20 protein-coding genes are annotated in these 21,539 nt (G+C 64.3%); 17 read left to right on the forward strand and 3 right to left on the reverse strand.

Features of this window, described 5'->3' with window-relative positions; all coding sequences use genetic code 11:
- Window positions 1-162: 162 nt before the first annotated feature.
- The 11 genes from A9971_RS09430 (at window position 163) to A9971_RS09480 (ending at window position 12,520) form a co-directional block, all read left to right on the forward strand.
- Window positions 163-1,740 (forward strand): FAD-dependent oxidoreductase, encoded by a 1,578-nt coding sequence (locus A9971_RS09430; protein WP_015634470.1) that lies wholly within the window; start codon window positions 163-165, stop codon window positions 1,738-1,740.
- Window positions 1,741-1,828: 88 nt separating this feature from the next.
- Window positions 1,829-2,326, forward strand: a complete 498-nt coding sequence (locus tag A9971_RS09435) for a RidA family protein (protein ID WP_015634471.1) — start codon at window positions 1,829-1,831, stop codon at window positions 2,324-2,326.
- A gap of 25 nt (window positions 2,327-2,351) precedes the next feature.
- Entirely contained in the window at window positions 2,352-4,820 is a 2,469-nt protein-coding gene (locus A9971_RS09440; RefSeq protein WP_183000523.1) for a TonB-dependent siderophore receptor, read from the forward strand.
- Window positions 4,821-4,872: 52 nt separating this feature from the next.
- A complete protein-coding gene (locus A9971_RS09445; protein WP_183000524.1) occupies window positions 4,873-5,943 on the forward strand; it encodes an aliphatic sulfonate ABC transporter substrate-binding protein in 1,071 nt (356 codons plus the stop codon).
- Window positions 5,944-6,235: 292 nt separating this feature from the next.
- On the forward strand, window positions 6,236-7,012 hold the full coding sequence (locus tag A9971_RS09450) for a 2OG-Fe(II) oxygenase (protein WP_011059730.1): 777 nt from the start codon (window positions 6,236-6,238) through the stop codon (window positions 7,010-7,012).
- Window positions 7,013-7,016: 4 nt separating this feature from the next.
- Complete coding sequence (locus A9971_RS09455) at window positions 7,017-7,766, forward strand: tRNA-dependent cyclodipeptide synthase (RefSeq protein ID WP_011059731.1); 750 nt, start codon at window positions 7,017-7,019, stop codon at window positions 7,764-7,766.
- 130 nt (window positions 7,767-7,896) lie between these two features.
- The gene (locus A9971_RS09460) at window positions 7,897-9,324 is read left to right on the forward strand and encodes an MFS transporter (protein ID WP_072451077.1); all 1,428 of its coding nucleotides are present in this window, start codon (window positions 7,897-7,899) and stop codon (window positions 9,322-9,324) included.
- Between the two features lie 13 nt (window positions 9,325-9,337).
- Window positions 9,338-10,669 carry an LLM class flavin-dependent oxidoreductase gene (locus A9971_RS09465; RefSeq protein WP_019094811.1) on the forward strand — a complete coding sequence of 444 codons (1,332 nt, stop codon included), beginning with the start codon at window positions 9,338-9,340 and terminating at the stop codon, window positions 10,667-10,669.
- Window positions 10,670-10,731: 62 nt separating this feature from the next.
- Complete coding sequence (locus tag A9971_RS09470) at window positions 10,732-11,070, forward strand: YegP family protein (RefSeq protein WP_011059734.1); 339 nt, start codon at window positions 10,732-10,734, stop codon at window positions 11,068-11,070.
- Between the two features lie 272 nt (window positions 11,071-11,342).
- The gene (locus A9971_RS09475; protein WP_183000525.1) at window positions 11,343-11,987 is read left to right on the forward strand and encodes a hypothetical protein; all 645 of its coding nucleotides are present in this window, start codon (window positions 11,343-11,345) and stop codon (window positions 11,985-11,987) included.
- A complete protein-coding gene (locus A9971_RS09480; RefSeq protein ID WP_011059736.1) occupies window positions 11,987-12,520 on the forward strand; it encodes a hypothetical protein in 534 nt (177 codons plus the stop codon). The genes A9971_RS09475 and A9971_RS09480 overlap by 1 nt, the downstream gene beginning before the upstream one ends.
- 68 nt (window positions 12,521-12,588) lie before the next feature.
- On the opposite strand, the gene A9971_RS09485 is transcribed toward A9971_RS09480, so the two are convergent.
- The gene (locus A9971_RS09485) at window positions 12,589-13,476 is read right to left on the reverse strand and encodes a dihydrodipicolinate synthase family protein (protein WP_015634478.1); all 888 of its coding nucleotides are present in this window, start codon (window positions 13,474-13,476) and stop codon (window positions 12,589-12,591) included.
- Between the two features lie 31 nt (window positions 13,477-13,507).
- Window positions 13,508-14,290 carry an aldolase gene (locus A9971_RS09490; protein ID WP_011059738.1) on the reverse strand — a complete coding sequence of 261 codons (783 nt, stop codon included), beginning with the start codon at window positions 14,288-14,290 and terminating at the stop codon, window positions 13,508-13,510.
- A 161-nt stretch (window positions 14,291-14,451) separates the two neighbouring features.
- Here A9971_RS09490 and A9971_RS09495 point away from each other — a divergent pair, with 161 nt between their 5' ends.
- The gene (locus A9971_RS09495; RefSeq protein ID WP_015634479.1) at window positions 14,452-14,994 is read left to right on the forward strand and encodes a helix-turn-helix domain-containing protein; all 543 of its coding nucleotides are present in this window, start codon (window positions 14,452-14,454) and stop codon (window positions 14,992-14,994) included.
- Between the two features lie 109 nt (window positions 14,995-15,103).
- Here the strand turns inward: A9971_RS09495 and A9971_RS09500 are convergent, their stop codons facing one another.
- Window positions 15,104-16,123, reverse strand: a complete 1,020-nt coding sequence (locus tag A9971_RS09500) for a DUF4917 family protein (RefSeq protein WP_041752724.1) — start codon at window positions 16,121-16,123, stop codon at window positions 15,104-15,106.
- A gap of 158 nt (window positions 16,124-16,281) precedes the next feature.
- On the opposite strand from A9971_RS09500, the gene yiaY reads away from it, so the two are divergent.
- From yiaY to A9971_RS09525, 5 genes are all read left to right on the forward strand, one after another.
- The gene (yiaY, locus tag A9971_RS09505) at window positions 16,282-17,430 is read left to right on the forward strand and encodes an L-threonine dehydrogenase (RefSeq protein WP_011059741.1); all 1,149 of its coding nucleotides are present in this window, start codon (window positions 16,282-16,284) and stop codon (window positions 17,428-17,430) included.
- 158 nt (window positions 17,431-17,588) lie between these two features.
- Window positions 17,589-18,326, forward strand: a complete 738-nt coding sequence (locus A9971_RS09510) for a hypothetical protein (protein ID WP_053149500.1) — start codon at window positions 17,589-17,591, stop codon at window positions 18,324-18,326.
- Between the two features lie 25 nt (window positions 18,327-18,351).
- Window positions 18,352-19,083 carry a hypothetical protein gene (locus A9971_RS09515; RefSeq protein WP_183000526.1) on the forward strand — a complete coding sequence of 244 codons (732 nt, stop codon included), beginning with the start codon at window positions 18,352-18,354 and terminating at the stop codon, window positions 19,081-19,083.
- 239 nt (window positions 19,084-19,322) lie between these two features.
- Window positions 19,323-19,961, forward strand: coding sequence for a LysE family translocator (locus tag A9971_RS09520; RefSeq protein WP_011059744.1), 639 nt, complete (start codon window positions 19,323-19,325; stop codon window positions 19,959-19,961).
- Window positions 19,962-20,065: 104 nt separating this feature from the next.
- A complete protein-coding gene (locus A9971_RS09525) occupies window positions 20,066-21,415 on the forward strand; it encodes a bifunctional diguanylate cyclase/phosphodiesterase (RefSeq protein ID WP_011059745.1) in 1,350 nt (449 codons plus the stop codon).
- Window positions 21,416-21,539: the final 124 nt, after the last annotated feature.

A 21,539-nucleotide genomic window follows, 5' to 3' on the forward strand; every position in this document is an offset into this window, starting at 1 on the left:
TTTTGGCTTGAATATGAAACAAAGTAATATTTTCATATGCTTAAAATGTATTTCTCTTATTAAATAAGCGCCCCTAGGATGGCTTCACATAGACCCAAGTGACTGCATAAGTCGCCGATCTATAACCGAACGCACTATCCATCCGCAGCAGGGAGCGCTTGCATGCCACTGACCAGAAGACAATTGATCGCCCGTATTGCCGCTGTCGGCGGGGTCCAGGCGGCGAGTGCGGTCATGGGCCTGTTCGGCGCCAGCGCAACGGCCGAAGCGTTCGAGGAAAACTACGCGGCGCTGCCCACGGCGGCGCTGGGCAAGGGGGCCAGCGTGGTGGTGATCGGCGCCGGGATCGGTGGCCTGGTCAGCGCCTACGAGTTGAGCAAGGCCGGGTTCAAGGTGACCTTGCTGGAAGCCCGGGACCGGGTCGGCGGGCGCAACTGGACGGTGCGTGGTGGCGATCGGGTGGAGTACAGCGACGGCAGCACCCAGGTCGCGCAATTCGGGGAGGGGTTCTACCTCAATGCCGGGGCCGGCCGCCTGCCCAGCCACCATCAGTTGATGCTCGGCTACTGCCGCGAGCTGGGGGTGGAGCTGGAGGTGCTGGTCAATACCAGCCGCAACGCCCTGGTGCGTCCGGACCTTGACCAGCCGGCGTTGCAGATCCGCCAGGCGGTCAATGACAGCCGCGGGCATTTTTCCGAGCTGCTGGCCAAGGCCGTCAATCGCCATGCCCTGGATCAGGAGCTGACACCAGCCGATCGCAGCAACCTGCTGAGTTTCCTGAAAACCTGGGGTGATCTTTCCGACAAGCTGGAGTACCTGGGGTCGGCCCGCTCCGGCTACAAGGTCTGGCCCGGCGCCGGCGACCAGTTGGCGCAGAAGAATGATCCGCTGCCGTTGCAGACCCTGCTCAACCCGGCGCTGACCACGGCGTTGATGATCGACGAATACCCGGAGTTCTCGCCCACCATGTTCCAGCCGGTGGGCGGCATGGACCGCATTCCCCAGGCCTTTGCCCGGCGCCTGAAAGGCCAGTTGCGGCTGCACAGCGAGGTGCGTTCCATCAGCAACCAGGCCGACAGCGCCGAAGTGGTCTACCTGGACCGGCGCACCGGCCGCACCCACAACCTCAAGGCCGACTACGTGATCAGCAGCCTGCCCCTGCCGCTGCTGGCCAAGGTGCAGAACAACTTCAGCGCCCCGGTGCGCCAGGCCATCGGCGCGGTGCAGTTCGGCTACGCCAACAAGGTGGCCTGGCAGTCGCGGCGCTTCTGGGAAAGCCAGTACCAGATCTACGGCGGGCTGTCGTTCATCAACCAGGAAGCCTCCGGGCTGTGGTACCCCAGCGGCGGTTTCAACCAGGCCGAAGGGGTGCTGGTGGCGGCCTATAACAACGGCGAAACCGCCCGACGGTTCGGGGAGAAAACCCTGGCCCAGCAGATCGAGATTTCCCGTCAGGCGGTGGAGCTCCTGCACCCCGGGCACAGCCAGGAACTGCGCAATCCGCTGGTGATTGCCTGGAGCAAGATCCCCTACAACTTCGGCCCCTGGATCAGCCATGAAGTGGCCGAGCCGGACTACGGCCTGCTCAACCAGCCCCAGGGCCGGGTCTACCTCACCAGCGACGGCCTGGCCCACAGCGGCGTGGGCATCTGGCAGGAAGCCGCCGCCGGCGCGGCGCGGCGGGTGGTGCGGCAACTTTTCCAACGGGCGCAAGGCTCGTCGCTACAGCAAACGGCCTGAAAAAGCCGAGCACTCACACAACAGCGGTAACCCATGCCGGGTAGCGGACCTCCGAGGCTGGCACACACAACCTTGGGAGCGTCTTTGCATGTCTTTGAAAAACACCGTCGTAGGGCTGGGGCTGTTGTTCGCCGCCAGCAGCAGTTGGGCCGCGGGAATCCAGCGCGTGCCGTCCAGCTACCCCAATTCGCCGATCCTGCAATCGGTGACCCTGCCCGCCAACAGCGAGGTGACCTACCTCTCCGGGCTGCTGCCGGACCCGGTGGACCCCAAGGCGTCCAAGGAGCAGATCCACGCCGAGGGCAACACCGAGGCCCAGGCCCGGGTGGTGCTGCGCAAGGTGGAGACGATCCTCGCCAGCCAGGGCCTGACCCTGGGGGACGTGGTGCAACTGCGCATCTACCTGGTAGGGGACCCGGCCCTGGGCGGCAAGCTGGATTTCGACGGCCTGCAAGTGGCCTTCCGCGAGTTCTTCGGCACCCAGAAGCAGCCGCTCAAGCCCGCCCGGACCACGGTGCAAGTGGCGGGGCTGGTGCTGCCCGGCGCCTTGATCGAAGTCGAAACCGTTGCCGCCCGAGCGCGCTGAACCGCCTGTCAAAGGATCTGAAGTCATGAGTATTTCCTTGCATAAAATCCTCTTCGGCGCGGCCCCCCTGAGCCTTGGCCTGCTGGGCCTGGCGCTGCCCGCCGAACTGCTGGCGGCCGACGAAACCCTGGGCACGGTGGTGGTCACCGGGGTGCGCGGCAGCCAGCAACGCACGGTGACCGACAGCCCGGCGCCGATCGATGTGATCGACAGCGAGCAGTTGCGCAGCATCGGCCAGAACGGCCTGAAAGAGATGCTCGGGCGCCTGCTGCCGTCGTTCAACGTACCGACCATCAACGGCGGCGGCACGGCGTTCCTGGTGCGCGGGGTGAGCATGCGCGGCCTGGGCGGCGACCAGGTGCTGGTGCTGATCAATGGCAAGCGCCGGCACAACTCGGCGCTGATCAACAACGGCGCACGGGTCGGCAACGCCTCGGTGCCGGTGGACCTGGACCTGATTCCCACCGCCGCCATCGAGCGCATCGAAGTGCTGCGCGACGGCGCGGCGGCGCAGTACGGCTCCGACGCCATCGCCGGGGTGATCAACATCATCCTCAAGCGCAATGCCGAAGGCCTGACCTCCGACACCACCCTGGGCCAGTACTACGACGGCGACGGCACCACCGGCCACGAAGCCTTCAACTGGGGCAACAAACTGGGAGAGAACGGCGGCTTCATCAACCTGTCCTGGGACGCCAAGCTGCAGGAACCCTACGAGCGCTCCAGTGCCGCCAGCGGCCAGCTGTACTTCAAGCAGGCCGACGGCTCGCCGGACCCCCGGGAAAGCAATCGCCAGGGCTGGGGCACCGAGTACGGCCTGGGCCGCGACCGCACCACCAGCCTGGCCTACAACGCCGAGCTGCCTCTGGAGGACGACCTCAAGCTGTACTCGTTCTCGACCCTGAGCTACCGCAACAGCAACAAGGACCTGGGGCACCGCAAGCCCACCGACATCACCAGCCTGGCGGGCATTCCCAATGCGCCTTACCCCAACGGCGGCCAGGCGCGGCGGGAAATCCACGAGACCGATTTCCAGGTCGCCGGTGGTGCCAAGGGCCTGCTCGGTGGCTGGGACTGGGACCTGTCGAACACCTACGGCAAGGATCGCGGCGTGCTCGACACGGCCAACAACCTGAACATTTCCAATGGCCCCTACAGCCAGCACGACTTCCACCTGGGCAACCTGGTGTTCGACCAGTGGACCAACAACCTGGACTTCTCCCGGGCCCTGGACATCGGCTGGAGCAGCCCGCTGGAAACCTCCTTCGGCGTGGAATACCGCTGGGAGAAATATGCGCTGGAGGAGGGCGAGGCCAACTCCTACAACCAGGGCAGCTATGTCCCCAACACCGGGCCTTTCGCCGGTGTGGTGCCGGACCCGGGGTTGTTCTCGGTCAACGGCACGACCCCGGAAGATGCCTACAGCCTCAAGCGCCACAGTGAGGCGGCTTATATCGACCTGGGCCTGAACATCACCCCCAACTGGTACGTCGGTGCGGCGGCGCGCTACGAGAAGTACAACCTAGGGGTAGGCGACACCACCAGCGGCAAGCTCACCACCCGTTACGAGTTCCTCCCCGGGTACGCGGTGCGGGCTGCGGTGAGCAACGGCTTCCGTGCACCGTCCCTGGCCCAGAGCGTCTTTTCCACCACCAGCACGGTCACCGAATTCGGCGCCGGTGGCACCACCACCTCGGTGCGTACCAAGCAGATGCGCCCCAACTCGCCGGAAGCGGTGGCCCTGGGCGCCAAGGACCTGGAGCCGGAAACCTCGCGCAACTACAGCCTGGGGTTCACCGCCGAGCCCACCGATCGGCTGCGCCTGACGGCCGACTTCTACCTGATCGACATCGACAAGCGCATTCTCCAGACCGGCATCCTCAAGGGCCCGGCGGTGTCGCAGATCCTGGTGGAGAACGGCCTCTCGCCGAACCTCGCCGGGCAGTACTACACCAACGCTGCCGACACCCGGACCAAGGGCGTGGACCTGGTGGCGGACTACCGCCAGTCCTTCGGCGAGTACGGCACGGCGAAATGGAGCGTCGCCTACAACCACAACAAGACCACCATCCGCGACCTGGCGGACACCCCGGCGGCCCTGTCGCGCCTGGGGGCGGGGTATGTGCTGTTCGACCGCCAGCAGCAGATCGACCTGACTAAATCCACGCCCAAGGACAAGTGGATCCTTTCCAGCAACTACAAGGTCGGCGACTGGACCACCAACCTGCAGTTGACCCGCTTTGGCGAGTACACCGAAGGCTCGAACATCCCGAGCAACGATCGCACCTACAGCGCCAAGTGGATCACCGACCTGGACGTGGCCTACGACGTGACCCAGAACCTCACCGTGGCCGTGGGCGCCAACAACCTGTTCGACGTGTACCCGGACAAGATCGGCCTCAAGGCCTGGGCGGGAACCTATGAATACGGAATGTTCTCGCCCTATGGCCTGGGCGGCGGCTACTACTACAGCCGCGTCAGCCTGGCGTTCTGAGCATGACCACGATCACTCTCGTAGGAGCTGGCTTGCCAGCGAAGGCGGCGGCATGACCGGCGCAGGGTTCAAGGGCCATTCGCCGGCAAGCCGGCTCCTACAGCCGTGGCGTCCTGCCGGTCGTTTACCTGGTGGGAGCTGGCTTGCCAGCGAAGGCGGCGGCATGAAGGGCGCAGGGGGCAGGGGCGGTTCGCCGGCAGGCCGGCTCCTGCAAGGGCTGGTGTTGTGTTTGTGGCTGGGCAGTGCACTGGCGCAGCCGGCGCTGCGGGTGTCCAGCCAGAAGCAGTCGCTGAAGATTCTGCTGCAGGCGGCAGGCGAGCTGGAGCAGGTGCCGTACCCCATCGAGTTCGCCTCCTTCGCTGCCGCGGCCCCCACCGCCGAGGCCCTGGCCGCCGGGGCGGTGGATATCGGCAGCCTGGGGGATGCGCCCTTTGTGTTTGCCGCCGCGGCCGGGGCGCCGCTCAAGACCGTGGGGGTGATCAAGCTCAAGGTCACGCCGACCGCGGTGGCGATCGTGGTCAAGGAGGATTCGCCGCTGAAGCAGGCCGCCGACCTCAAGGGCCGGCGCATCACCACCACCCGGGGCTCCATCGGCCATTTCCTGGCCCTGGCCGCCCTGCGGTCGTTGGGCCTGCACGGCGCGGATGCGCAGTTCATCTTTCTCCAGCCGGCCGAATCCCGCAGCCTGCTGAGCAACGGCCAGGCCGATGCCTGGTCGACCTGGGACCCCTATACCAGCATGGTGCAGATGGAGGGCGGCAGCCGGGTGCTGGTCAGTGGCGAAGGGCTGTTCGCCGGGCACATGCTGCTGGTGGCCAACGACCAGGCGATTCGCGACAAGCCGCAGCAGATCGCCGACTTCCTGCAGCGCCTGGATCGTGCCTATGCCTGGGCCAACCAGCACCAGAGCGAGTTTTCAAAGATCCAGGCCGGCTACAGCGGTTTGCCGGTGGAGGTGCATGAGCGTTCCAATCGCTACTCGGTGCCCCGGCGTATCGCCGTAGGCCCGGCCGTGGTGGAAGACGTGCAGCACACCGCCGATCTCTACCGCGAGGAGGGCATTATTCAGAAGACTTTCGATGCGGCAGCTTACATGGATGCTCAATTCAATGAAGTTGAATGAGTGTGTGGCAGTTTTATTAATTGATCTCGGGAGGTTTTAAATAAATAAAGAGCAATAATGTCCTTCGCTTAATTTAACTATCAGCAAATTTCATAATCTTCTCGCAGCACTTTCAAAGTGCCTGTGGTGGCCGCTATTTGCCTGATTTTCGATACATTTTTAAGTTTGGATATTAGAGATAAAGGATATTTCACAAGGCCATCGCAACTGCCTAAGGTGGCCCTGAAACAAATTATTACGTTCTACCGATGTTGTACTTCGTCGCTACTTCCAGGGAATTAAGGGAGCTTGCATGTTCACAGTCACTACGGCCGACAAACTTGAAGCGCGGCATATCCTCGATGTTGTGGAAAAACGCTCTTACGGCGTTCAGCTCAAAGGTTTCTGCCCACCGGATACCTTGCAGGTGGCGCGGGATCATCTGTATCAGCAGGAACTGCGCAGTGCCTTCAGCCAGCAGCAGGAATTCGTCCGGGTCGGCAAGGCCTATATCGAGATCCAGGATGAGCAGAGCCGGGCCGAATACCACGCCCTGGCCCTGCCCAACATTCGCAAGATCCGCAATCTGTTCCGGCCACTGGCCTCGCCCATCGACGAACTGCGCCTGCTGCTGGACGAAGTCTGGCCGCAGGGCGCGCACCTGTTGCAGGTGGACGGGCAGAAGTGTTTCGTCGGTATTGCCCGCTTCCAGGGTTCGGGGGTCGATCTCACGCCCCACACCGACAAGCTCGAACGCAATGCCCCCGAGGGCCACAGCCCGCAGTTGCTGACCCAGCTGTCCACCAACATCTACCTGGAGATCCCCGAGGATGGCGGCGAGCTGGAGATCTGGGGCATCGAGCCGGACGAGCAGGAGTACAACCGCCTCAAGGGCGAACGGGCCTACGGCATCGAACGCCACCTGCTGCCGCCGCCGGATTTCGTGGTCAAGCCCGAGCCCGGCGACCTGATCCTCCTCAACCCGCGGCTGATCCACGCCGTGCGCCCTTCGGCCAGCAGCACCCGGGTCACCCTCGGGGTCTTTATCGGTTACTACGGCGAACACCAGCCTTTGGCCTACTGGAGCTGAACTCATGAGCAAGGTGCAGGAAATCAACCTCAAGGCCTACTTCAACAAGGGCGGCGAGGAGCACGAATTCGACGGCAAGCGCGTGGTACTGGCGGTCAGCGTCGGCCAGGAATATCACGAGGACCAGAAGCTGCGGTCCACCATTCACTTGATCAACCAGTCCGGTTTCAGCCACGTCAAGGTGGTGGTGGCCGATACCCTGCAACGCCACAACAAGCACGGCAAGTCCCCCGGGGAGGCGCTGTCGGCGGCGATCCGCGATGGCGATGCCTGGCTGGCGCGCAACCAGAGCATCCTCGACGGCCTGCGGGTGCCGTACCACATCACCCGCTGGAACCAGGAACTGGCCAGCGACCGCTATGCCGAGCTGCGCCAGCAACTGAACCAGGTCTACCAGCAGCGCGAGGAACTGCGCGACGCCATCGACAGCACCATCGGCGTATTCACCGAGCGCCTGCGCCTGCGTGACGAACACGCGGACATCGAGCGGGCGGCGGCCCAGTGCCGGGAGTACATCCTGGAAGAGATCCCGATCATCCTGCCGCTGTGGGCCGACGAGGGTTACCACTATGTGCTCTACCCGCAGCAGATGACCACGGCCATGGCCACCAGCCGCGAGTTGCTGATCGAACCCCACAGCCCGGACCGGGTGCGCTGGCTGCCCCTGAAGTTCAAGAAGCGGGGGATCCCGATTCCCTTCACCTTGCCCGGCGCCATTCACCCCAACTGGACCAGCGGCGCCATCGCCATCTGATCCGCCGCGATCAATGTAGGCGCTGGCTTGCCAGCGAAAGCGCCCCTGCCGGCGATGCCGGACTCAAGGGGCTGTTCGCCGGCAAGCGGGCTCCTACAGAGCGTTTTTTTATGACTGACAAGGAGTTTCCATGGGCGTTTTTGCGCAACAGCAACGCAAATGGTGGGCATTGCTCGGTGTGAGCATCGCCAGTTTTCTCGGCTGTGTGGATTTCACCATCGTCAACACCGCGTTACCGGCCCTGCAGGCCGACCTCGGGGCCTCGGTGGACGCCCTGCAATGGGTGATCAACGGCTTCATCCTGGCCCTGTCGAGCTTCATGGTGCTGGTGGGGCGCCTGGCCGACCTGCACGGGCGCAAGCGGGTGCTGTTCATCGGCCTGACGGTGTTCGGCCTGGCTTCCCTGGCGGCCGGGCTGGCGGGGCAGATCGATACCCTGATCGGTGCGCGGGTGGCCCAGGGGCTGGCATGCGCGGTGCTCTATACCGCCTCGGGGGCGATTGTCTCCAGCACCTTCGAGACCGCCGAGCAGGGCCGGGCCTTCGGCGTGCTGTTCGGGGTCAATGGAGTGGGGCTGGCGGTCGGCCCGGTGTTGGGCGGGCTGATAACCAGCGCCTTCGGCTGGCAGTGGATCTTTCTCATCAACGTGCCCTTCGTACTGCTGAGCCTGGGCATTTGCAGCTTCAGCGTGAAGGAGTCGCGTTCGGCCGAAACCGGGGCGCGCCTGGATGGTTGGGGCGCGCTGCTGTTGCTGATCGGCCTGCCGAGCCTGGTGCTGGTGATCGTCCAGGGCGGCAGCTGGGGCTGGGGCTCACCCCTGACCCTGGCCCTGGTGGCGCTGGCGGTGCTGGCCCTGGGCGCATTCCTGGCGGTGGAGCGGCGGGTGGCCGCGCCGATCATCGACCTCAAGCTGTTCGCCAACCGGCGTTTCGTTGCCGGAGTGGCGGCCAGTTTCGGCCTGGCGCTGTTCTACTGTGTGGCGTTTTTCGTCATGCCGCTGTACCTGGCGCAGATCCGCGGCGAAACGGTGCAGGCCAGCGGCCTGCTGTTGCTGCCCACCACCCTGGGGGTGGCGCTGCTGTCACCGCTGGTGGGGCGCCTGGTGGATCGCAAGGGGCCGGCGCTGCTGATCAAGACCGGGCTGCTGCTGTTCGTGCTGTCGGCGTTGTTGCAGGCCGGTTTCGATGGCCAGACTTCGCTGCCTTATCTGCTGGGCGCCTTTGTCGTCATGGGCCTGGGGTGGGCCAGCATTCTCGGGCCGTCCACGGTGCTGGGGATTTCCTCGGTGCCCCAGGAAGTGGGCTCGGTGGCCATGGGCTCGCTGATGACCTTGCACAACGTCGGTGGCGGTGTCGGGCTGGCGGTGGGGGTGGGGCTGTTCCATCACTTTTCCGCCACGCCGCTGGACGATGCCCAGGGCGCCTTTCTCAATGGTTACCGCGCGGTGATGGGCTTTCTGGCGGTGGTCACGCTGCTGGTCTGGGCCTCGGTGAGCCTGCTCTTGCGCACGGCCCCGGCGCCGGTGCCGACGGCCGAGGAGGGCACCAGCCGTGGCTGAGCGCGGCGGGCAGATGGGGCTGGGGGCCTTTCTCTCCGGCTCCGGCGCCCATGGCGGCAGTTGGCGCCATCCCCAGGCGGATGCCGACGCCTCGTTGAATTTCCAGCGCTACCGGCACTACGCGCAAACTCTGGAGCGGGGCTGTTTCGACGCCCTGTTTCTCAACGACAACGTGGCGGTGGGGGACCTGGACCCGCGAGTACTGGCCCGCAGTTCCTACAGCCTGCGCTGGGACCCGCTGACCCTGCTGCCGGCCCTGGCGGTGGTGACCCGGCATATCGGCCTGATCGCCACCGCCAGCACCTCCTACAACGAGCCCTACAACCTGGCGCGCAAGTTCGCTTCCCTGGACCACCTGAGTGAGGGCCGGGCTGGCTGGAACCTGGTAACCGGGCTGGTCGGCGGGGAGAACTTCAACCACCCCGAACCCCTGAGCCACGCCGAGCGGTACGCCCGGGCCGAGGAGTTCTTCAGTGTGGCCAGCGGGCTGTGGGACAGCTGGGCCGACGACGCCTTTCCCCGGGACAAGGCCAGCGGCCAGTGGCTGCGCCCGGAGCGCATGCACCTGTTGCAGCACCGGGGGCGGCACTTCCAGGTACAGGGGCCGTTGAATGCACCGCGGCCATTGCAGGGCTGGCCGGTGATCGCCCAGGCCGGGTCGTCCGGGCCGGGCTGTGAGCTGGCGGCGCGCTGCGCCGAGCTGGTGTTCACCGCCCAGACCGACCTGCAGCAGGCCAAGGCTTTCTATCGCGAACTCAAGGAACGGCTTCCCGCTTACGGGCGTCATGCCGGGCAGTTGAAAATATTCCCCGGCATCGCCCCCACGGTGGGCCGCACCCTCAACGAAGCCGAGGAGAAGTACCAGCAATTGCAGGAACTGCAGGACCCCCAGGCACAACTCAAGGCCCTGTCCTACCTGCTGGACCTGGGTATCGACCTTTCGCATCTGCCCCTGCATGCGCAGGTGCCGTTGCTGGACGACGCCGCCCCCACCGAGCGGCATAAAAGCCGCCGGCACCTGGTGCAGGAACTGATCCGCCGGGAGCGGCCGAGCCTGGCGCAACTGCTGCGCAGCCTGTCGGCCAGCGGGCACAAGGTACTGGTGGGCACGCCGGGGCAGATCGTCGATGAGCTGGCTACCTGGTACCAGGAATACGCCGCCGACGGCTTCAATGTGCTGTTCACCCATCTGCCGGGGGCCATCGACGATTTCGTGCAACTGATCACCCCCGAGCTGCAGCGCCGGGGTCTGTTTCGCCAGCGCTACACCGGCCACAGCCTGCGCGAACACCTGGGGCTGGCGCGGGTGGAAAACCGTTTCTTCAGCCACCGGGGCAATGGCTGAATGGCTGAAAGAGTCTTTACTCTCAAGGCGCAACGCCCATCGATCAACCTAGGAGCTACAGCATGTCCGGATGGTATGAGTTGAAGAAAAGCAGCAACGGCCAGTTTCGCTTCGTGCTCAAGGCGGCCAATGCCGAGGTCATTCTCAGCAGCGAGCAGTACACCACCCGCGCCGCAGCCGAGAACGGCATCGCCTCGGTGCAGGCCAACAGTCCCCTGGAAGAGCGCTACGAGCGCAAGAGCGCCAAGGATGGCAAACCCTATTTCAACCTCAAGGCGGCCAACCACCAGATCATCGGCAACAGTGAAACCTATTCCTCGGAAGCGGCCCGGGAAAAGGGCATCGCCAGCGTCAAGGCCAACGGCCCCAGCCACAACATCAAGGACCTGACGTCCGTTTAGGCCCGGCTCCACACACCCTCGACAGCACCAGGCCCGAACCCAGGCAGCGTTCGGGCTTTGTGCTGCCAGCGGGTTTTCACAAGCACCTGGCATTTGCCTGGAGGCCGGGCGAGGGCAGCGTATTGTGATCTGGCAGGCCGCCAGCCGATTGGCGACGGAGTTATGGCGCAATGCCATCATTTGCCTTATCCTCCGCGCCCGTCACCGGGCGCTCGGCAGGCCTGGCACTCTGGTTGACGTTATCAATCATTGTCCAAGGGATCTGCGACGTCATGATTCGCCCTCTCGTATTACTCGCCGCGCTGCTGGCGTTGAGCGGTTGCTACAGCCTGTCTTCCACGAAAGTTGCCGAGAGCATGCGCCCCGACTCGCAGTCGGGGGTGGCCTATGTGGTGGGGGTGGTCGGCATCTGGCCGAAGGCGGTGCACACCGCCAACGAACAAATGCTGCTGATTCGCCCGCGCGGCGGTGACGGGTTCGCCTCGGCGCGCTTGTACAACCAGATCTACGGCCGCACGCCACGGGATGTGCGCGAGACCTGGCACGGCATCGGCAGCCTGTTCGTGATGCCGCTCAAACCCGGGCGCTACGAGATCTACAACCTGCACTTCGACCGCGGCAACGCCACCGCCTGGAGCCGCGAAGATTTCTCCATCCCCTTGGAACTGGAAGCCGGCAAGGCTTATTACCTGGGTGATTTTCGCGCCGGCTGCCTGTCGGCGTCGGGGGCCAAGTGCGTGTTTCTGCACAGCGACCACCAGGAGCGCGACGCTGCCCTGGTGCGCGCCAAATACCCGCAGGTGCCGAACCTGCAACGGGTCGATCTGGAGAAGATGGAGGAGGTCACGTCGTTGATCGTCAGGGAGCAGGGGCCCAAGGCGTCGATGCTCAAGGCCATGCTGTCGGGGGATCTGTAATGCGTAGTCAATTGTGGTTTTTGATGGTGCTGATGCTGGGGCTTGGCGGTTGCCAGACCAGCCACAGTCTCAAGCCGGCCGAGGTGGATTATCAGCAGCGGCTACCGGCGATCAGCGTCAGTGTGATGGGGGCCATCCCTGCCGGCCTGATCCGTGACGAACTGCGTCGTCGCGGCACCTTCGAGCAGGTGCAGCCGGGGTTCAGTGCCGATGGCTACAACGTGATCGTGATGGCCAACAGTGATTACTTCGGCTGGCAGAACATTCCCATGGGGCTGCTCAGTGCCATGACCTTGTTTATCGTGCCGGGCCGGACCACTTGGGACAGCCAGGTGATGTTCCATGTGAGCCGCGGTGACCAGGAGGTGGCCAAGTATCGGGTCAGTAATCAGACCCGCTCCTGGCGTGGTTGGGCCAACACTGATGGCGGCCAATACCAGCATGTGCGGCGCATCACCGACGACTTCATTGCGCAGATGCTGCAGGACCCGCAGTTCAAGGCCCAGGCCCCGGTGGCGCTGGACAGTCACTGAGCCACGCTTGGACGCGGCCCATGCCAAAGCCCGGACGGTGTCAGCCGTCCGGGCTTTTTTTCAGGAAATCAACCCAGGCTCTGCAGCAGCGTCTGCAACTGTTGGCGACCGCCCTCGTTCAGTGCGAATACCGGCTTGCGCGGCTCGCCGGTGGGCAGCCCGGCGAGTTCCAGCCCGGCCTTGACCGTGGCCGGCAAACCGCCCTTGAGGATGAAGTCCAGCAGCGGCAACTGGCGGTAGAACAGCGCCCGGGCGCGGGCCAGGTCGTTGCTCAGCACGGCCTGATAGAGGTCGAGATTGAGCTGCGGGATCAGGTTCGCCGCCGCTGTGCACCAGCCACTGGCACCGGCAGCGAAAGCTTCCAGGGCCAGCGGGTTGCAGCCGTTGTAGAACGGCACCTGGCCTTCGCCCAGCAGTTGCAGCTTGTGCATGCGCTGGATGTCGCCGGTGCTTTCCTTGACCAGGGTGACGTTTTCCACGGCGTGGAAGATCTTCAGGATCAGTTCCACCGACATGTCGGTGCCGCTGGTGGCCGGGTTGTTGTAGAGCATGATCGGCACGCCGATGCTGGCGCCGATGGCCTGGTAGTGAGCGAGGATCTCGGCTTCGCTGAGCTTCCAGTAGGAGGCGGGCAGCACCATCACCACGTCGGCGCCCTTGGCTTCGGCAAAACGCGCGCGGCGGATGGCCTTGGCGGTGGTCAGGTCGGAGACGCTGACGATGGTCGGCACGCGTTTGGCCACGTGGCGGATGCTGAACTCGCTGACCTGGTCCCATTCGGCGTCGCTCAGGTAGGCGCCTTCGCCGGTGCTGCCCAGGGGGGCGATGGCGTGGACGCCCGCGTCGATCATGCGGTCGATGGAACGCCCGAGGGCGTCCAGGTCCAGGCCTTCGCCGTTGGGGCCGAAGGGGGTGACGGTGTAGCCGATGATGCCGTGGATCTGGGTAGTAGGCATGGTGCAACTCCTGCAAGGCATAAGGGGTGGATCAGTTCAGGCAGTCGGCGTGTTTTTTCAGGTTTTGCCGAGCGTAGTAGTTGAAGGCGGCGCTGTGGCGCTTGGGCTTGGAAATCCAGTCGTGGGCTTCGCGGCCCAGCTCCGGGAGGATCGGCTTGATGGTGCCGGCGGCCATGGCCAGCAGTTGCAGCTTGGCCGCACGCTCGATCAGTTGAGCGATCACGCAGGCTTCCTCGATGCTCGCGCCGGTGGACAGCTGGCCGTGGTGGGAAAGCAGGATCGCGCGCTTGTCGCCCAGGGCGGCGGAGATGATTTCGCCTTCTTCGTTGCCCACCGGCACCCCCGGCCAGGCTTCGAGAAAGGCGCAGTCCTCGTACAGGGGGCAGAGGTCCATGTGCGACACCGCAAGCGGCACTTCGATCATCGACAGCGCGGCGACGTGGGTCGGGTGGGTGTGGATGATGCAGTTCACGTCCGGCCGGGCGCGGTACACCCAGCTGTGGAAGCGGTTGGCCGGGTTGGGCATGCCGTGGCCTTCGAGGACCTCCAGGTCTTCGTTGACCAGCAGCAGGTTGCTGGCGCTGATTTCATCGAAGCCCAGGCCCAGTTGCTGGGTGTAGTAGGTGCCGGGTTGCGGGCCGCGGGCGGTGATCTGCCCGGCGAGGCCCGAGTCGTGGCCGTTCTCGAACAGAATGCGGCAGGTCAGGGCCAGCTTTTGTCGGTCGGTCCACGTATTATCCGCCAGGGTATTTTGCATCTGGGTCAGGGCTTGCTTGACCAGTTGGTCTTTGGGCAATGCTAATGTCTTGGCCATGTCGAAGGTCCTTTGAGAAGTGCAATGGACGTCGGATCTGCGCTTCACCTGCTGCTTGCGACGGCGCTTGGTGAATCGCGATGACACTTAAGAGGCTATATGACACTTTGTGTCATTGGCAAGCGCCAATCGTTGTTTTCTAGATGGATTAACCGCTCTACATGTCTATCCGTTTGAAATTACTGAGAAAAAAACTGGGCGTGACCCTGGAAGCCCTGGCCGAGAAATCCGGGATGACCAAGAGCTATCTGTCGAAAGTCGAGCGCGGGCTGAACACGCCGTCGATCGCTGCCGCGTTGAAGCTGGCCAAGGCGCTGAACGTCAAGGTCGAGGAACTGTTCGCCGAGGACAGCATCAGCCTCGACAGCTACAGCCTGGTGCGCAGCGACCAGCGCCAGTCACTGGCGGCCAATGGGCAGGTCCCGGGTTATGCGGTGCTGGCCCATCAGGTCAGCGAGCGCAACCTGCTGCCGTTCATCATCTACCCGGCCCGGGAATTCAGTGACAAGACCTTCAAGGAACACCTGGGGGAGGAGTTCCTGTTCGTCCACGAAGGCCAGGTGGAAGTGGATTTCATGAACGAGCGGGTGATTCTCAACCGTGGCGATGCACTGCACTTCAATGCGCAGAAACCCCACCGCATCCGTTCCGTGGGGGACGAGCAGGCGCAGTTGCTGGTGGTGGTGCACAGCAGCGAGGACTGAAGGCGTTCAGCGCCGCCAGGAGCCGGCTGGTTGGCGAATGAGCACCAAGACATGCATCGCCCCGGCGGACATCTTCGCTGGCAAGCCAGCTCCTACAGGGCGGGAGTGCTCAGCGCTCCACGGGCACCGACAGGGCCGGGTTGCCCAGGGCGTGGGTCTTGGAGTCGAAGAAACGCAGACTCAGGTCCAGGCCTTCGAACAGCTTGGCGTAGTGGCGTTTCTGGTGCTGGATGAACGCGGCGCTGCGCGGGTAGATGGAGATCGCCAGGGTCTGGGTCGCCGACTGGCGGATCGCCTGGACCAGGTGGCTGTCCTGGGGCCCCAGGTTGTGGCCGAAGATGCACAGCGCGCCGCTGTGATCCAGCAACTGCTGGTAGCAGAACGACAGGTAATCCGAGCTGCGGATGGTCTTGAGCTTGTCCGCCAGCGGCCCCTCGCTGACGAACAGCGGCACGTCGTCCAGGGTCTTGAGGGTGTTGTTGATGGCGAAGCTGCCCAGCAGGGTGCCTTCGGTGGAGGTCAGCTTGCGCGCGCTGCCGTCCAGGTTGCGCACCAGGTGCAGGCCGCCATGCAGGTAGAGAATGCGGGTCGGGGCGCTAGGGGCGCTGCCCAGTTCGAAGGCCGGATCGGCACCGTGGAACAGGTCGTCGATGCCTTGGCTGTCCTGTTGCACGGCCCAGTAGTTGAGCAGGTCATAGTTGCTGGTGAACACCGTGGGATAGCGCCGCAGTTCCTGGTTGATCGCCGCCAGGCTCTGCTCCTGGACCAGGCGCCAGGGAATGTGCACCGCGTGCACGGTGTTGATCAGCGCTTCCTTGATGGCGTAGTAGCGATTGCGCGGCGCCGCCGAGCTGACTGCCAGGGCCTTGTTGACTCGGCTGGTGGTTTTCAGGGCGCCCAGTACCTGCTCGAAACTGCGGGTCTGTAGGGCCTCGAATACGCTGAGCTCGGACTGGCTGAGGGGTTTTTCTTCCACTGTGCGAGCGTTTTCGAACAGTGAGTCGTAGGCAAAGTCTTCCCACACGGCACGGCTGGCGCCGTTGCCGATCAGCAGGCCACTGAACGGTGTGCTGGCACCCAGGGCGTTCCAGTCTTCAAGTTCGGCATCAAATTCCTGGAAATCCATCATCGCGGTCATCGGTCTCAAGGCTGGAGGTATTTCGGCTGGCGACTTTATCACGACCGACCCTTGAGCCAGATCAACAACGCCGGTGACCGATCGGTCGATCCTGTTTGGCAAACATTGCATCGACACCGTGAAATCGGCATTCGCCGGGAGACCTTCTGATGAGCAGCACCTTTTTCATTCCAGCCGTGAACATCATGGGCATCGGCTGTCTCGACGAGGCCATGAGCGCCATCCGCAACTATGGATTTCGCAAGGCGCTGATCGTCACTGACACGGGCCTGGCCAAGGCTGGCGTGGCCAGCATGGTGGCCGAGAAGCTGGCCATGCAGGACATCGATTCGGTGATCTTCGACGGTGCCAAGCCCAACCCCAGCATTGCCAACGTCGAGCAGGGCCTGGCGCAATTGCAGCAGGCACAGTGCGATTTCGTCATCTCCCTGGGCGGCGGATCGCCCCATGACTGCGCCAAGGGCATTGCCCTGTGTGCCACCAATGGCGGGCAGATCCGCGATTACGAAGGCGTCGACCAGTCGGCCAAGCCGCAACTGCCCTTGATCGCCATCAACACCACCGCCGGCACCGCCAGCGAAATGACCCGTTTCTGCATCATCACCGACGAATCGCGCCATGTGAAAATGGCCATCGTCGACCGCAACGTCACACCATTGCTGTCGGTGAACGATCCGGCACTGATGGTGGCGATGCCCAAGGGCCTGACCGCCGCCACCGGCATGGATGCCTTGACCCACGCGGTGGAAGCCTATGTGTCCACCGCCGCCAACCCCATCACCGACGCCTGCGCCCTGAAGGCCGTGGAAATGATCAGCGCCAACCTGCGCCAGGCGGTGCACGACGGCAACGATCTGCTGGCACGGGAGAACATGGCCTATGCGCAGTTCCTCGCCGGCATGGCATTCAACAATGCGTCCCTGGGTTTCGTGCACGCCATGGCCCACCAGTTGGGCGGCTTCTACGACCTGCCCCATGGCGTGTGCAACGCGGTGCTGTTGCCCCATGTGCAGAGCTTCAACGCCACGGTATGCGCCCAGCGCCTGACCGATGTGGCCCACGCGCTGGGAGCGGACATTCGCGGTTTCAGCCCGGAAGAGGGCGCCCAGGCGGCCATCGCGGCGATCCGCACCCTGGCCCGTGATGTGGAGATTCCCGCCGGTTTGCGCGAGTTGGGCGCCAAGTTGCAGGACATTCCGCTATTGGCGGCCAATGCCCTCAAGGATGCCTGCGGCCTGACCAACCCGCGTCCGGCGGATCAGCGGCAGATCGAGGAGATTTTCCGCAACGCGTTCTGAGGGACGGGACCCTTCGCTGGCAAGCCAGCGAAGGGTTCATCCGCACGCCCGGCACCACAGACTCCCGAGCAACTGCTCCCGGCGTTGAAAGCGCCCGCGCCGCGGAGGATAGTGCGACCTGAAATGGCGCTCTATCCGCCTGTCACAAGGAGTCGTGAATGATCCGTTGCTCTTCCCTGGCCCCGCTTCTGGGCAGCCTGGCCCTGCTGGCCGGTGCCACATCCGCCGCCGCCCAGTGCCTGCCGCCGCCACGCAATGCCGAAGTCCCGGGCTTTTCCCTGTGCAAGGACTGGCCGGCCTTTGCCGACCAGAGCATCAGCCTGCTGTCCGAGCAGGTTCCGGACCCCAGCGACACCGGCACCGATGACGGCACCTACAACCTGCAACTGGCAGTGCTGGACCGCAGCAGCGGACAGGCCCTGGCCAGCTATGAGCAGCCTGCCGCCTTTGTCTCCGACGCCTTTCGCCTGGAGAGCGTGAAGCTCGATACCGGGCGCTTCCAACTGACGCCTCAGGTTCGAGCGTTCGGGGTCCGGGCCGCGTTCGAGGGTTCCTCCAGGGTCAACCCGTTCAATCAGACCTGGCTCAGCCTCTACGTGCGCGAGGGCAGTACCCTGCGCCCGGTGCTGGAGAAGTTCGTGGCCCATTCCTACAACGGCGAATGGGATGGCCAGTGCGCCGGCGAGGGCACTAAAACCACGCGCACCCTGGATATCGCCAAGACCCGCAGCCACGGTTACGCCGACCTGATCGTGCGTTCGGTCAGCGTCAGTACCCAGAGCAAAAAAGTCGGGGAAGAATGCCAGTCCACCTCCGTGGCCGCCAAACCGGTGGTCAGCACCCTGCACTACGATGGCCAACGCTACGTCCTGCCCAATGGCTTCAGTGGCATCTGATACCGGCGATCGATAAGGAAGCTTGATGAACCTGCTTGAACAATCGACCCGCGGGCTGGTGCTGTGCGCGTTGCTGGGCGTGGCGACGATGGCGCTGGCCGAGTGCGACAACAGCCCCAATTCCCCGGGAGAACTCCACGTCTGCAAACCCTGGCCGGCGGAAGACGGCATCAACATCGGGATTCGAGCAACGCCAGTGCAAGGGGCCGAAAACGCCAAGGTACCTCGCTACAACCTGGATGTGGCGCTGCTGCTCGACGACAGCGGCTGGGCCGTGGCCAGCTACAACAAGGACCTGGCCCGGCGTTCCGATGGCTTGGCTTTGCAGGGGTTGCAGATCGATACCGGGCGTTACCAGTTGAGCGAGGAGGAGCGGGCCTTTGGCCTGCGGGCCACCTACCGCCGCGCCTCAAGCACCCACCCCCATGAGAAAACCGTGCTGACCCTGTTCGTGCGTGATGGCAAGGGCCTTCCGCCGAGGCTCGAAGGGCTGGTGGTGGATGAGCGCCGCGCTGAGCTCGGTCGTGGCGGTGAGTGTGTCGGGCGCAGCCGGACCCTGCACCGGACCCTGGAACTGGGCAACGGCCAGCGCAACGGCCATACCGACCTGCTGGTGCGTACGCGAATCGTCGACACCGAGCATTTCAAGGGGCCGGCCGGTTGCGAAAGCCGCGACCTGGCGTCCAGGGACAGCCGTGTCACCTTGCACTACGACGGCCAGCGCTACCCCTTGCCGAAAACCTTGACGGGAGCGTGAACCATGCTCAAGGGGCTCAACCACCTGAGCCTGGCCGTCAGCGATCTGGCCTCGCGATTGCTGGCCTGGCGCGATCATCCTTACCCGGGAATGCGCTTTTACTCCGCCGATTGAGAGACTGTTCCACAGGGGCAGCTGACGAAAGCGGCTGGTGGCAAGGTGCCTTGATCGTGCAGAATCCGCCACATTCCCCCTGTGCCTGGCGTTTTTGTCAGGCGCATCGTCCTGGAGTCTTGCTGATGACCTCATCGCTGTTGCTGGCCGTTATCGCCTCGGGTTTCATTTATGCGATCACCCCCGGGCCCGGAGTGCTGGCGGTGTTCGGCATCGGCGCGGCCCGCGGGCGGCAGGCGGGGGCCGGTTTTCTCTGCGGGCACATGCTGGGCGACGTGGTCTGGTGCAGCACGGCGCTGATCGCCATTGTCGGGGCCCGGGAGATCGGCAGCGATGCGTTCAATATCCTTGGCGTGCTCAGCGGCCTGTACCTGTTCTGGCTCGGCTTGCGGGCCATCCGCAGTAAACCGCGCGATGGCGACGAACCCCAGGGCCCGGCGCGCAACCCGTTCTGGCACGGGATCCTGTTCGGCCTGACCAATCCCAAGGCTTATCCGGTGGCGGTGGCAACCTTCACCGCGCTGCTCTCCAGCCGCGCGGAGCTGTTGACCTGGTCGATGCTGCCGGGGCTGATTGCCCTGAGTTTCCTTGGCGGCCTTGGCGCATACGCTATCCTCATCGGCATCGTCGGCGCGCGTAAGGTACGCAATTGGTACCAGCGCCACGAGCTGGCGATCACCCGGGTCTGCGGGGTGATGTTCATCGGTTTCGCGATCAATGCCCTGCTGCACGCAGTGCCAGGGTTGGTCGGCAACAAGGCGTGACGCGCCGCGCGGGTTGCGACGGTGTGCAGTTGCAGGCTTCGGCCTGCGACCGGGCTCAAGGGATGGGTACTCAGTGCATTTTTCATGGGTAGTAGCTTTCTCTGATGGCAACCAAGAACTCCGCGCCTCTGGCCAGTTTCATCGACCTGCTCCTGGACGCCGTGTGCGCCGTGGATGTCGAGGGTCGCTTCGTGTTCGTCAGCGCCGCTTGTGAGCGGGTCTTCGGCTACACCGCCGACGAGCTGATCGGCCGCCCGATGATCGAGCTGGTGCACCCGGCCGATCGTGAACGTACCTTGCAGGCCGCCCGGGAAATCATGGGCGGGGTGCCCAAGCCGAATTTCGAGAACCGCTACGTGCGCAAGGACGGGCGGGTGGCGCATATTCTCTGGTCGGCGCGCTGGTCGGAAGTGGACCAGTTGCGCATCGCCGTGGCCCGCGACATCACCGAGCGCAAGCAGGCGGAATCCCGGCAGGCGGCGCTGTACGCGATTTCCGAGGCGGCCCATGCCACCGAAGACCTGCTGGTGCTGTTCCGGCATGTGCATCGGATCATCGGCGAATGGCTGCCGGCGCTGAACTGTTCCCTGGCGCTCTACGACGAGCGCAGCGCCAGCCTGAGTTTTCCCTATCACGTCGATGACTGCGAGGGCAGCCCGGAACTGCCGGGCACCTTGATCGAACGCTTCTGTGTCGAGGTGCTGCAATGCGGCCAGCCCTTGCTGCTGGCGCCGGAGTGCCCGGTGAACCGGGTGCTCTGGAGCGAGTTCGCGGCTATCCAGGGTTCGCGCTGCTGGCTGGGCGTGCCGCTGAATTCGCAAAAGGGCACCATCGGCGTGCTGATGGTCAAGAGCGCCCCGGGCACCGAAAGCTACAGCGAACAGGACCAGGAACTCTTGCAGTACGTCAGCGCGCAGCTGGCCGCGGCCATCGAACGCAAGCAGCTGCATGCACGCCTGCACTACATGGCCGAATACGATCAATTGACTCACCTGCCCAACCGCGAACTGCTGCGCGAGCGCCTGCGTTCGGCCCTGGCCCGGGCCCGGCGCGAGTCGGGGCGCATGGCCCTGCTGTATGTCGACCTGGACAAGTTCAAGGAGGTCAACGACACCTGCGGGCACGCGGTGGGGGACATGCTGCTGCAAGCGGTGGCCAACCGGCTCAAGGGCTGCGTGCGGGAAACCGACACCGTGGCGCGGATCGGCGGCGACGAGTTCGTGATCCTGCTGGAGAGCGTGCAGCACAGCGAGGACGCCCAGCGGGTAGCGGAGAAGATCCGGCGGACGCTGGGCGAGCCGCTGCGCCTGGACGGCCACTCGTTGAACATCCTGCCGAGCATCGGCATCGGCCTGTATCCCGAGCATGGCCTGGAGGAAAAACAGCTGTTCAAGCACGCCGACGAAGCCATGTACGCGGTCAAGCGGGCACAGAAAAGCCGCTCCAACGCCTGAGCCGGCAGGCACCGGATGAAGCCCTGGCCCGGCCGTGCCGGGGTTCACCGTTCGTCGTGCAAGCGAGGGTTTTTCTAAACCTTTGCGCCCCCCACCTTTCCCTATGCAGACGGGAGCCATGGCT

The sequence above is a fragment of the Pseudomonas sp. UME65 genome (assembly GCF_014170225.1).
GTDB lineage: Bacteria > Pseudomonadota > Gammaproteobacteria > Pseudomonadales > Pseudomonadaceae > Aquipseudomonas > Aquipseudomonas protegens.

Coding starts and splice junctions, on each gene's coding strand:
- A9971_RS09465 (WP_019094811.1), top strand. CDS start 9,338: ATGGGGCTGGGGGCCTTTCTCTCCGGCTCCGGCGCCCATGGCGGCAGT.
- A9971_RS09445 (WP_183000524.1), top strand. CDS start 4,873: ATGACCGGCGCAGGGTTCAAGGGCCATTCGCCGGCAAGCCGGCTCCTA.
- A9971_RS09470 (WP_011059734.1), top strand. CDS start 10,732: ATGTCCGGATGGTATGAGTTGAAGAAAAGCAGCAACGGCCAGTTTCGC.
- A9971_RS09475 (WP_183000525.1), top strand. CDS start 11,343: ATGATTCGCCCTCTCGTATTACTCGCCGCGCTGCTGGCGTTGAGCGGT.
- yiaY (WP_011059741.1), top strand. CDS start 16,282: ATGAGCAGCACCTTTTTCATTCCAGCCGTGAACATCATGGGCATCGGC.
- A9971_RS09435 (WP_015634471.1), top strand. CDS start 1,829: ATGTCTTTGAAAAACACCGTCGTAGGGCTGGGGCTGTTGTTCGCCGCC.
- A9971_RS09525 (WP_011059745.1), top strand. CDS start 20,066: ATGGCAACCAAGAACTCCGCGCCTCTGGCCAGTTTCATCGACCTGCTC.
- A9971_RS09480 (WP_011059736.1), top strand. CDS start 11,987: ATGCGTAGTCAATTGTGGTTTTTGATGGTGCTGATGCTGGGGCTTGGC.
- A9971_RS09440 (WP_183000523.1), top strand. CDS start 2,352: ATGAGTATTTCCTTGCATAAAATCCTCTTCGGCGCGGCCCCCCTGAGC.
- A9971_RS09520 (WP_011059744.1), top strand. CDS start 19,323: ATGACCTCATCGCTGTTGCTGGCCGTTATCGCCTCGGGTTTCATTTAT.
- A9971_RS09500 (WP_041752724.1), bottom strand. CDS start 16,123: ATGATGGATTTCCAGGAATTTGATGCCGAACTTGAAGACTGGAACGCC.
- A9971_RS09455 (WP_011059731.1), top strand. CDS start 7,017: ATGAGCAAGGTGCAGGAAATCAACCTCAAGGCCTACTTCAACAAGGGC.
- A9971_RS09495 (WP_015634479.1), top strand. CDS start 14,452: ATGTCTATCCGTTTGAAATTACTGAGAAAAAAACTGGGCGTGACCCTG.
- A9971_RS09430 (WP_015634470.1), top strand. CDS start 163: ATGCCACTGACCAGAAGACAATTGATCGCCCGTATTGCCGCTGTCGGC.
- A9971_RS09515 (WP_183000526.1), top strand. CDS start 18,352: ATGAACCTGCTTGAACAATCGACCCGCGGGCTGGTGCTGTGCGCGTTG.
- A9971_RS09460 (WP_072451077.1), top strand. CDS start 7,897: ATGGGCGTTTTTGCGCAACAGCAACGCAAATGGTGGGCATTGCTCGGT.
- A9971_RS09485 (WP_015634478.1), bottom strand. CDS start 13,476: ATGCCTACTACCCAGATCCACGGCATCATCGGCTACACCGTCACCCCC.
- A9971_RS09450 (WP_011059730.1), top strand. CDS start 6,236: ATGTTCACAGTCACTACGGCCGACAAACTTGAAGCGCGGCATATCCTC.
- A9971_RS09490 (WP_011059738.1), bottom strand. CDS start 14,290: ATGGCCAAGACATTAGCATTGCCCAAAGACCAACTGGTCAAGCAAGCC.
- A9971_RS09510 (WP_053149500.1), top strand. CDS start 17,589: ATGATCCGTTGCTCTTCCCTGGCCCCGCTTCTGGGCAGCCTGGCCCTG.